Origin of the sequence: Paenibacillus praedii, from assembly GCF_049725345.1 — a bacterium.
GTDB lineage: Bacteria > Bacillota > Bacilli > Paenibacillales > Paenibacillaceae > Pristimantibacillus.
Genome location: NZ_JBMWAM010000031.1, coordinates 21,624 through 33,294, shown reverse-complemented (window position 1 = coordinate 33,294; position 11,671 = coordinate 21,624). Strand labels below are relative to the sequence as shown.

The window sequence follows — 11,671 nt, the reverse complement described above, 5'->3', positions numbered from 1 at the left end:
AGGCAGTTTTACTCGTTGTTCAGTTTTCAAAGAGCAATCTTTTCTTTCGTGTCAGCCGTATGTCTCACTGGCGACTTAAATAATATATCATGTAGCCCAAATGAATGCAAGCTTTTTTTAAAAGTTTATTTTAAACAGATGATTGTCCCTTTCCTACAGCTTATTTTTTCAATACAACTAAAAAAACAGTGAGTACATGATTGCCGCCGGAAGGTTCTTTGTCTCCCTTACGCTGCAGCACATACTCACTGGTTTATTATCATAGAAGCTTTACCTAAGGACCTCTTTAATATGAAGATGTCTTTCTACCGTAAGATTAACGATTGCGCCTTCAATCGATACCCAAGGCCTAGTTGGATGTGTACGATCAGAAAACACAATTTCACCAATACGTTCATCACTCAGCTTTATAACTGTACCATTATGAAATTGAGTAACTTTCTCGACAAAGGTTCGAACATAGGCAGGGTCAAGCTTGCCAAATGCATCACTCTGAATTTGCTCCAGAACGAGATATGGTGAAGCTGCCTTGCGATACGCTTTGTTTAAAGTCATAGCATGAAAGATATCTGCAATCGCAACGATTTTGGCGTAGGGGTGTATCTTAATCGCATCTATACCAAGCGGATACCCACTGCCGTCTACCTTCTCGTGATGCTGAAGCGCGGCCATTTTGACACCATCATTCAGAGCAGCTACGTTTTTGAGCAGCTGATACCCAAGTACGGTATGGCGTTTCATCTCTTCTTTCTCTTCAGGCGATAAAGCGTTAGGCTTATATAAGATCGATTTATCTATTCTTATATTACCGATGTCATGCAGTAGGCCGGCAAAGGCAAGCTGCATCCAATCCTTCTGCGGGAATCCTGTCCATTGCGCAATCTGATAGCAGGTCATAGCAGATGTGATGCTGTTATGAAGAATATAATCTCGTTCTACAAACTGACGAGGCATAAACGTCAATATATTGTAGCTCTTGATATGCTCTAACAGCTTCTCAAGCTGCTTCCTGATATCCATAACCGGCATAGCTTGTCCAGTAATGTAAGAGTTGAATACTTGCCGAAGCACCTCTAACATCTTCTCATATTCATCATGAAGAGCTGAAGCAATGGCCACTGGTGCAACCGCTTCTTGCACCGGCTCTTCAATATTTTCCTCCCGCTTATTAGTGGTTGGAATGCCGTTTTCTAAAACAACGCTTATAACAAGAAAAGCTTGTAAAATTTCTATTTCCTTCTGGGTGATAACTTTACCCTTCTGAAATAAAACACCGCCAAGCGGGGTGAGGACATCTTCCCCTATCTTATCACCTAACTTAAGCTGTGATAACGTTACCGCTGCCACTTGTGTCCTCTCCCTTTTTCGCTTTGATTTTTATGACGCAGTCATTTATTCTGTCGGTGTCTCGCTGCTCTCTTGCTCGTCGTTATCTTCCAAAACATCATTTTCTTCACTGCGCGCGACACGAGTAACTGTTGCGACAGTATCTTCATCACGGGTATTAATCAATCTCACACCCTGCGTGTTGCGGCCCATTGTCGAGATGCCCTCCATGCTAGTGCGGATCATAGTGCCGGAAGCGGTCATAATCATCAAGTCTTCATCATTTTCAACAACCTTGAGGGATACGATCGGTCCGTTCTTATCCGTTACATTGAGTGTCTTAATTCCTTTACCGCCACGATTTTGAATACGGTAATCGGCCACTGGCGTACGTTTGCCATATCCCTTCGATGTTACGATAAGAATATCCTTATCAGCCACAATAACATCCATATCAATAACAGTATCGTGATCGTCCAGCTGAATTCCCTTCACACCGGTCGCTGAACGTCCCATTGAACGAACATCCTGCTCAGAATAGCGAATGGACATCCCTTGCGCGGTTCCCATAATAATTTCTTTATTACCGTCCGTCAGCTTCACTCCGATCAGATCATCATCCTCACGAAGCGAGATCGCAATAAGACCTACTTTTCGAATATTAACGTAGTCATCAAGCGGCGTCTTCTTCACAACCCCTTGTCTTGTAGCAAAGAACAAGAAGTGCTCCGAGTCAAATTCTTGAACCGGTATTACTGCATTAATCGTCTCACCCTGCTCGATTTGAATTAGGTTGATGATTGGTGTTCCGCGTGCAGTACGACTAAGATCCGGAATTTCGTACGCTTTAAGCTTGTACACCTTCCCCTTGTTCGTAAAGAACAGAAGGTAATGGTGGGTATTGGATACAAACAGATGCTCTACAAAATCATTGTCTTTTGTATCCATTCCGATTACACCTTTGCCGCCGCGCTTCTGACTGCGGTAGGTCGTAACTGGAAGTCGCTTAATGTAGCCGGAATGCGTGATGGAGATTATAACATCCTCGCGAGGAATCAGATCCTCGTCCAGAATTTCTTCATCGCTGGCCATAAGCTCCGTGCGGCGCTCGTCGCCGAAACGATCCTTCACCTCAGCAAGCTCGGTGCTAATAATGTCTAGCACAAGCTGCTCGTCCGCAAGAATTGCCTTGTATTCAGCAATTTTTTTCAATAGCTCAGCGTACTCCGCTTCTATTTTGTCTCGTTCCAGCCCTGTCAGACGCTGCAAACGCATATCCAAAATGGCTTGCGCCTGTTCATGGCTGAGTGAGAATCTGTTAATTAGCCCTTCGCGAGCCTGATCAGCCGTCTGGGAGGAACGAATCAAGGCGATAACCTCATCCAGATGATCAAGCGCAATACGCAAGCCCTCAAGGATGTGCGCGCGAGCTTCGGCCTTCTTAAGCTCAAACTCCGTACGACGACGAATAACGACAATCTGATGCTGCAAATAGTGATAAAGCATATCCCTGATGTTAAGGGTTTTCGGCTCACCATTTACGAGCGCCAGCATATTGATACCAAAGTTAGTCTGAAGCTGCGTATGCTTGTACAAATTGTTAAGCACTACGCTTGGATTCACATCTCTGCGCAGCTCGATAACAACGCGCATACCGTTTCGGTCCGATTCATCCCGCAAATCGGTAATGCCTTCGATTTTTTTCTCACGTACAAGCTCAGCTATTTTCTCAACGAGTCGAGCCTTAATGACTTGATATGGAAGCTCATGCACGATGATTCTTGCTTTGCCGCCATTCTCTTCAATTGTTGCGCGAGCACGCATCGTAACCGATCCACGGCCAGTCAAGTAAGCTTGACGAATACCTTGACGCCCCATGACGAACCCGGCTGTCGGGAAATCTGGTCCCTTAATGTAATCCATAAGCTCAACTGGTGTAATATCCGGATTGTTAATCAACGCCTGTACGCCATCAATGACTTCATTGAGGTTATGCGGCGGGATATTTGTAGCCATACCAACAGCGATACCCGTAACTCCATTGACAAGAAGGTTCGGATAACGCGCGGGTAAAACAACCGGCTCCGATTCTTCACCATCATAGTTGGGAGCAAAATCAATCGTTTCCTTGTTTATATCGCGAAGCAGCTCCATAGCAATCTTCGAAAGACGGGCTTCCGTATAACGCATTGCTGCAGCAAAATCGCCATCGATTGAACCGAAGTTTCCATGTCCATCCACGAGCATATAACGCATGGAGAAATCCTGCGCCATCCGTACCATCGATTCATACACAGCCGAATCGCCGTGCGGATGATACTTACCGATTACTTCTCCTACGATTCTAGCCGATTTCTTATGCGGCTTGTCCGGCGACATGCCGAGCTCGGACATCGCATACAAAATACGACGATGCACCGGCTTCAGTCCGTCCCTAACATCGGGAAGAGCACGGCTTACAATGATACTCATTGCGTAATCCATAAAGGAATCACGCATTTCCGTACCTATGTCCCGATCTCTTATTGATATACGTTGTTCTTCCGCCATGATTTACCTCCCTGACGCCATCTATCGCTGCTCTCAAAATTACCAAAACCATTATATTACTTTCTCAAAAAGCGAGCATATAAACCTTAAATTGCTCATGCTTTTGGAATTCTTGTTAAGCGCATGCTAATATGCAGAAAAATAGGTGAATTCCTGTCTTCCACACGCCAAAAATCACCATAAAATAAATAAATCCAACTTTCATTATACCACTCAATCCCAAGTCTGTCTCCTGCATCATTTCAAGCTACCGCGAGTAAAAACCTTCTTGGAGAGGAGTAACTACGTTGAGAATTCAACACGTAATGAGCAAGTGGGCCAAAACAAGAGTACTGCTACGATCCGGCTATTTGTATAAATATATACCCGACACGAAGCTGTTTAGCCGAAGCAGCATGCTAACAATGCTAAAAAAATACGGGATGGTATATGTCAAGCCAGTCAATGGTACATTCGGCAATGGCGTCATTCGCGTGGAAAGAACAAATGTTCCTACGCTAGGCTATCGTTATCAGCTGGACACAGTCGTTCGATTCTTCCCAACCTTTAAGCAGCTCTACCAGCAGCTTGTCAAACAACAGAAATCTCGGCGCTACATCGTTCAAAAAGGGATTCATCTTCTGCGTTATCAGAAACGGCGCTTCGATATCCGTGTGATGGTCCAGAAAAACTTGAAAAATGAATGGGAAGCAACCGGAATCATAGGCCGTCTTGCGCATCCGGCAAAAATAGTAACTAATTACCACAGCGGTGGAACGCCTATGTCCATCGGTCAATTAATGAGCGGCCATACAACGACATCTGAGCTCATCGCCTTCAAGAAACGCCTGCTAAAGCTCGGTATTGTCATTGCGAATAAACTGGAGGAAGCTTATCCAAACCTAAAAGAGATAGGCGTAGATATCGCAATAGACGCGAAGCTGCACCCCTGGATACTTGAAGTAAACACATCCCCTGATCCTTTTATATTTCGCAAGCTTGCGGACCAAAGCGTTTTCCGCAAAATTCATCGGTATGCCGTCGCTTACGGGAGGTTCAAAATAAGAAGCAGTCGACCATAACGGTCGACTGCTTCTTATTTTCATTTCTCTTAGAAATCTAGATTGGTCACGTATTTTGCATATTTCTGAATAAAATCACGACGCGGCTCAACATTATCGCCCATAAGCGTATCGAATACGACATCCGCTTCTATGGCATCCTCAATCGTGACCTGCAGCATGGTGCGGCTCTCTGGATCCATCGTTGTCTCCCAAAGCTGAGAGGCGTTCATCTCGCCTAATCCTTTATAGCGTTGAACGTTGACCTTTACACCTTCCCCGAACTCGGCAATGATTTGATCGCGCTCCTTCTCGGTCTGCGCATAACGAATCACCTTGTTGCGCTCTATCTTGAACAGCGGCGGCTGTGCGATATAAATATAGCCGGCTTCAATAATTTCACGCATATAACGGTAGAAGAAGGTCAACATTAACGTACGAATATGCGCACCGTCGACGTCGGCATCTGTCATAATAATAATTTTGTGATAACGCGCTTTGGCGAGATCAAAATCATCGCTGATGCCAGTACCGAGCGCCGTAATAATCGCACGAATTTCGGCATTTCCTAAAATTCGATCCAATCGCGCCTTTTCAACATTCAGAATTTTACCGCGGAGCGGCAAAATAGCTTGGAAGTGACGGTCGCGTCCTTGCTTAGCAGAGCCGCCGGCTGAGTCGCCCTCTACAATATACAGTTCACTAATGGAAGCATCCTTTGACGAGCAATCGGCTAGCTTACCTGGCAGAGAGCCAACCTCGAGCGCGCTCTTACGACGCGTTAGCTCGCGCGCCTTACGGGCTGCTTCGCGAGCACGCGCCGCTTGCAGACCTTTTTCAACAATTTTGCGGGAGACGGACGGATTCTCTTCGAGAAACTCCTGTAGCTTCTCCGCAAAAAAGGATTCTACGATTCCCCGCACTTCACTGTTGCCAAGCTTGGTCTTCGTCTGACCTTCAAATTGCGGCTCAGGAATCTTTACGGAAATAATGGCGGTTAGGCCTTCGCGCACGTCATCGCCGGAAAAGTTAGAGTCGTTATCCTTTAGCAGATTATTCTTGCGCGCGTATTCATTAATGATCCGCGTCAGAGCGCTCTTAAAGCCTGACTCATGCGTACCGCCCTCATGGGTGTTGATGTTGTTCGCGAACGAATAAATATTTTCACTGTAGCTGTCATTATATTGCAAAGCGACTTCTACGTGGATATAGTCCTTCGCACCTTCTACATATATGGGAAACTCGTGAAGCGCTTCGCGGTTGCGGTTCAAATATTTGACAAACTCGTTAATACCGCCTTCATATTTGAACGAATTGGACACGCCAGTCCGCTCATCGCTTAGCATAATCTCGATTCCTTTATTTAAAAACGCCAGCTCGCGAACGCGCGATTGCAGCGTCTCATAATCAAATACGGTTGTTTCTGTGAAAATTTCAGGGTCCGGTGTGAATGTTACCTGCGTACCCGTCTCTTCCGTGTCTCCGATAATCTTAATATCGTATTGCGGAGCGCCTTTGCGGTATTCCTGCTGGTAAATGTGGCCTTCGCGTTTCACTTGAACAATGACAAGCTCAGACAGCGCGTTTACGACCGATACGCCAACCCCGTGCAAACCGCCTGATACCTTATAACCTTCGCCACCGAACTTTCCGCCGGCATGCAGAACGGTCATAACGACTTCTAGTGTCGATTTTTTCAGCTTCGTGTTCTCGCCTACTGGAATACCGCGTCCGTTATCAATGACGGTGACGCTGTTATTCTCATGGACGATAATGTCGATCTTTGTACAATAACCGGCTAAAGCCTCGTCAATACTATTATCAACTACCTCCCACACGAGATGGTGAAGACCTTTGCCACTAGTGGAGCCAATATACATCCCCGGACGTTTGCGTACCGCCTCTAAGCCTTCCAGGACCTGTATCTGACTCTCGTCATACGTATGCTGCTCCAAAGACATGCAAGCTCACTGCTCCTCTCAAACTGCTCTTCCTGATCGCCATCACACTACCCATTAGCTGCAAAATGATGGGCTCGTTTCTTTAACGTAGAGGATGAAATAGGCGAATAATAGATTTTCTGCTTCGTCACTACGATTGATTTCGGCTCTTCCTCGCCTATCGTCTCGACGTCCTTGCGCTTGCGTGCACCCGCGACGAATTGCTTGGAAAGTTTGGAGGATTGCTCGATAGAAATATCAAAAATGGCCACCAGCTCCGCAGCCCGAATAATTTTATCGCCGCCTAAATGGATGTACATGTCCTCCACTCGCCTTTCCTATTCGTGCCTTAGCGTGTCACTCTGCCATTCTGCACATGATAGATGCCGGCATCCTGAAGCTTGGTGACATTCACGCTTTCAAGGCCGGTTGTTGTTATAAAGGTTTGTACTTTACTTTGAAAAGTTTCAATAAGCTGTGTCTGACGATTATGATCAAGCTCCGACAATACATCATCCAGCAGCAATAGCGGGTACTCTCCGATTTCCTCGTTTATGAGCTCTATTTCCGCTAATTTTAAAGATAGGGCCGTCGTTCGCTGCTGCCCTTGGGATCCAAATATTTGCGCTTCCTTGCCGTTGATAAAAAACGCCAGGTCGTCGCGATGCGGTCCCGCTAGCGTAATGCCTCTGCGAATCTCCTGATCTTTCACCTGTGTTAACTTTATCATAAATTGATCAAATAAAACAGATTCATCTTGCAGAGCGTCTGTATCGAAAGAAGGACGGTACTCAATCGTAAGCTGCTCAGCTCCGTTCGTAATACCTGAGTGGATCTGCTCGGCAAACGTTTGTAATTTATGTATAAAGTGTTTCCTTTTTTTCATAATTTTAACACCATGCTCTGCCAGCTGCATATTCCACACATCCAGCATCGTCTGGTTCGCTCCGTTGCCGTACGAAGCTTTAAGAAAATTGTTCCGTTGCTGCAGAACCTTGCCATACTGCTGCAGTGTATGCAAATAACCGGGCTGCACTTGACCGATTTCCATATCCAGAAACCTTCTTCGTATACCCGGCGTTCCTTTTACGATTTCGAGATCCTCCGGCGCGAACATGACGACATTAACAGAGCCTATAAAATTGCTTAGCTTGCGCTGCTCAAGTCCATTAATTTTTGCTTTTTTTCCTTGGGCGGAAAACAATAAATCAAGCTTTACCCTGCCGTATTTCTTATCGACTTCACCTGCAATGCGAGCTGATTCTCCCTGCCAGCCAATCAATTCCTTGTCCTTCGATGTTCGGTGCGACTTCGAGAGCGCAAGCACGAAAATCGCTTCAAGCAAATTGGTTTTGCCTTGCGCATTGGGCCCTAGAAACACGTTCACCTGGTTAGGCGTTTGCAGGTCAAGCTCACTGTAATTGCGATAATTTTGCAGCTGAATGCTTGTTAAAAACACGTTTTGACCTCCCAGGCCTCTCTGTGCGCTACGCTTTGCCTACTTTAAAAACGCCGCAGCCTTCCACATTTACCTGATCACCGGCATATAGCTTTCTGCCGCGCCGATTATCTTCTTCTCCGTTTATGAGTACTTTGTTTTCCTGCAGAAAAAACTTGGCATGGCCTCCGGTAGCAATACAGTCGGACAGCTTCAAAAATTGCCCCAGCGTTATATACTCCGTTTGAATGGCGATTTCCTTCATCGGAACGTCTCATTCCTTTCTTTTACGGTTAATTCGTGCTTAGCCTGTCGTACGGTAAGGCAAAATAACATACATGCTGTAATCATGATCCATTGGACGAATAATGATCGGGCTCATTGCGCCAGTAAAACCAATAAACAGCTGTTCACTGTCAATAACCTTGAGCACATCGAGCATATATTTGGAATTAAACGCGATGCGCAGTGGCTCTCCTTTAAAATCCTTCGCTTCAAGCTGCTCTGTGACACGTCCAAGTTCGGTGGAGCTTGACGAGATTTCAATAGAGTTATCCTCCTGCGTAATTAGACGAACAATGTTCGTTTTCTCCTCACGGGACATCAAGTACGCCCGGTCGATCGCGTCCATCACATTTTTTGTATCAAGCACGAGTTCTGTTTTGAACGTTTGCGGAATAATTTTAGAAGTATCGGGATAGATCCCGTCCAATATACGCGTAAAGAACAATACGTTGCCAAGCTTAAATAAGACCTGATTGTCTGTAACTAAGATATCGACAAGCGCGTTTTGATCCGGCACCAGTTTGGACAACTCGATAAGTGTTTTTGCTGAAATGACGACGTTACTAAATTTATAACCGGCATCCGTATCCAACTGCGAAGTACGGCTTGCTAGTCTATGTCGGTCCGTAGCTACGAATTTGAGCTCACCTTCCTGTAAATTCCATAACACACCTGTCAGAATAGGCGTTTGCTCGCTTACGGAGGCGGCTAGTACGGTTTGACGAATCATCGCTTTCAATAAATCGCCTGGCATTTGCAAAACTTCATTTTGTTCGATAGAAGGAAGCACGGGGAATTCCTCCGGATCAAGGCCCACCATTTGAATTTCGGTAGAGCCGGAGCGAATGATCGTCTGATAGTTGCTGCTCACATCGATAATGACTTGATCGGAAGGCAGCTTTTTAATAATTTCGACAAAAAACTTTGCTGGCAGCACGACGCTTCCCGGCTTATCCACATGTGCAATAACGAATTGATCCTTTTCCACGGGAATAAAGCTTTGTATAGAAATATCGGTATCGCTTGCCGTCAGCGTTACACCTAAATGGGTAACCTCGAGCTTTATACCACCGAGAATTGGGATTGTTGGGCGTGAGGATGCTGCTTTTGCTACTTGTTGGATCGCATCGTTTAATTCATTTTTTGAGATCGATAATTTCATGATTTCACTCCTAGCGTTCGTATAGGTGGATTCGTGAGACAAAATGTCGTTTCTGCGCGAAATGATGGTTATGTGACCGAAGGTTCACTTAACCGCGTTTGCGCTTGTTTGATGATGTTTTTTTAAAGATTTTTAGTAGTCGTAGTAGTAGGGACCCTGAATATGTGGATAACCTAGTGGAATGCCGATAAAGCAAGCCTATCCACATGTGCATATAGTGTGCATAGGCTTGCTTGGTTGTTCACATATGATTTTTAATTTTTTCCGTCAGGTTTTGCACAATTTTGTATAGGTCTTGGTCTATCTTAAGCTGCTGCGATATTTTCTCATGCGCATGAATGACTGTCGTATGATCGCGACCGCCGAACGCTTCGCCAATCTTCGGCAGTGAAAAGTCCGTTAGCTCACGTGATAGATACATCGCGATTTGTCGTGGATAAGCCACAGCTTTAGTCCGTTTTCTCGCTTTAAATTCTTCTAATCGCATGCCGTAGAACTCGCCGACCTTCGTCTGAATATCCTGTATGGTGATCATCCTCGGCCTGCTGGAAGGAATAATATCCTTTAGTGCTTCAGCAGCCAAATGCGATGTTATGTCCGCATTAATTAAAGAGGAGTAAGCTACCACTCGGATAAGCGCGCCCTCCAGCTCACGTATGTTCGTATCGATTTGATTGGCAATATAAATCATGGCTTCGTTTGGAATATCAAGGTTTTCGGCTCGTGCCTTTTTGCGAAGAATCGCAATCCGTGTCTCTAAGTCAGGTGGCTGGATATCCGTGATTAAGCCCCATTCAAAGCGTGAACGCAACCGGTCCTCAAGCGTCGGAATCTCTTTCGGAGGCCGGTCACTTGAAATTACAATTTGCTTCCGTTCCTCGTGCAGCGCATTAAAGGTGTGGAAAAACTCTTCCTGCGTCTGCTCCTTACCAGCAAGGAACTGAATATCATCGATCAGCAGTACGTCGATATTACGATATTTTGTACGAAAGCTCTCACCGCGGTTATCACGGATCGCATTGATGAATTCATTCGTAAATTTCTCTGAAGAAATATAAAGCACCTTGGTATTAGGGTTATGGTCCATAATGTAATGGCCAATCGCATGCATCAAGTGTGTTTTTCCAAGTCCAACGCCCCCGTATAAAAACAACGGATTATAGGCTTTGGCCGGCGCTTCAGCTACTGCTAATGAGGCCGCATGCGCAAATCGGTTGTTGGCTCCAATGACGAAGGTATCGAATGTATACTTCGGGTTAAGCATATGGGTATGCGTTTCCTCGTTAACAACAGGCGAGTGATCTACCCTTTGAGGAAACATCATGACTGGCTCCGCGCTTTTTGCTTCTTCTATTGAGAATCGAACGTCAACCTGTCTGCCCAAAAACTCATAAAGCGTTGTTCGAATCAGCTTTGTATAGCGTCCTTCCAACCATTCGGCCGCAAATGTTGTCGGCGCGGTCACTTCAAGCATAGATTCATCGACAAAAGAAGCTTTCGTTGCTTTGAACCAGGTGTCAAAGCTAGGTTTGCTTAATTTAGTCTGAATGATTGACAACACTTGCTGCCATAAATCATAGGTATGGCTGTCCACAGACTGTCACTCCTTATCTAAATCGCCGCCAGGGGCGCAGGTACACGAAAAATTGTCGAAAATAAGGGTATTATAACGAAAGCATCCACATTATGACGCTAGTGGTGGCATTGAGTTATAAATAGGGGATGAGTTTGTTCACAATGTTATCCACAGGCTGTTGATAAAATTGAGGTGTTAATAACTTAATCCACAACGAAAACATAATTATCATAGCAAAAGATACCTTATATTTCAACGAATTCGCATATTTTATCCACATTCTCAACTGCTTGTGCATAAAAGTTATCTACACCACTACATATTGTTTATATCTTGTTAAGATTTCGACAAAGT

Annotated in this window: 9 protein-coding genes; 1 reads left to right on the top strand and 8 read right to left on the bottom strand. The window is 45.2% G+C overall.

Features of this window, described 5'->3' with window-relative positions; all coding sequences use genetic code 11:
* Positions 1-270 precede the first annotated feature (270 nt).
* Complete coding sequence (locus ACO9K6_RS20290) at positions 271-1,347, bottom strand: HD-GYP domain-containing protein (RefSeq protein ID WP_424769357.1); 1,077 nt, start codon at positions 1,345-1,347, stop codon at positions 271-273.
* 45 nt (positions 1,348-1,392) lie between these two features.
* Entirely contained in the window at positions 1,393-3,876 is a 2,484-nt protein-coding gene (gene gyrA, locus ACO9K6_RS20285) for a DNA gyrase subunit A (RefSeq protein WP_424769356.1), read from the bottom strand.
* Between the two features lie 287 nt (positions 3,877-4,163).
* Here gyrA and ACO9K6_RS20280 point away from each other — a divergent pair, with 287 nt between their 5' ends.
* On the top strand, positions 4,164-4,937 hold the full coding sequence (locus tag ACO9K6_RS20280; protein WP_424769355.1) for a YheC/YheD family protein: 774 nt from the start codon (positions 4,164-4,166) through the stop codon (positions 4,935-4,937).
* Between the two features lie 29 nt (positions 4,938-4,966).
* Here the strand turns inward: ACO9K6_RS20280 and gyrB are convergent, their stop codons facing one another.
* The 6 genes from gyrB to dnaA form a co-directional block, all read right to left on the bottom strand.
* Positions 4,967-6,877, bottom strand: a complete 1,911-nt coding sequence (gene gyrB, locus ACO9K6_RS20275; protein WP_424769354.1) for a DNA topoisomerase (ATP-hydrolyzing) subunit B — start codon at positions 6,875-6,877, stop codon at positions 4,967-4,969.
* Between the two features lie 47 nt (positions 6,878-6,924).
* Positions 6,925-7,176, bottom strand: coding sequence for an extracellular matrix regulator RemB (remB, locus tag ACO9K6_RS20270; protein ID WP_424769353.1), 252 nt, complete (start codon positions 7,174-7,176; stop codon positions 6,925-6,927).
* A gap of 29 nt (positions 7,177-7,205) precedes the next feature.
* A complete protein-coding gene (gene recF, locus ACO9K6_RS20265) occupies positions 7,206-8,315 on the bottom strand; it encodes a DNA replication/repair protein RecF (RefSeq protein WP_424769352.1) in 1,110 nt (369 codons plus the stop codon).
* Between the two features lie 28 nt (positions 8,316-8,343).
* Entirely contained in the window at positions 8,344-8,559 is a 216-nt protein-coding gene (gene yaaA, locus ACO9K6_RS20260) for a S4 domain-containing protein YaaA (RefSeq protein ID WP_424769351.1), read from the bottom strand.
* Positions 8,560-8,598: 39 nt separating this feature from the next.
* Entirely contained in the window at positions 8,599-9,741 is a 1,143-nt protein-coding gene (gene dnaN, locus ACO9K6_RS20255) for a DNA polymerase III subunit beta (protein ID WP_424769350.1), read from the bottom strand.
* 241 nt (positions 9,742-9,982) lie between these two features.
* On the bottom strand, positions 9,983-11,335 hold the full coding sequence (gene dnaA / locus ACO9K6_RS20250) for a chromosomal replication initiator protein DnaA (RefSeq protein WP_424769349.1): 1,353 nt from the start codon (positions 11,333-11,335) through the stop codon (positions 9,983-9,985).
* Positions 11,336-11,671 lie beyond the last annotated feature (336 nt).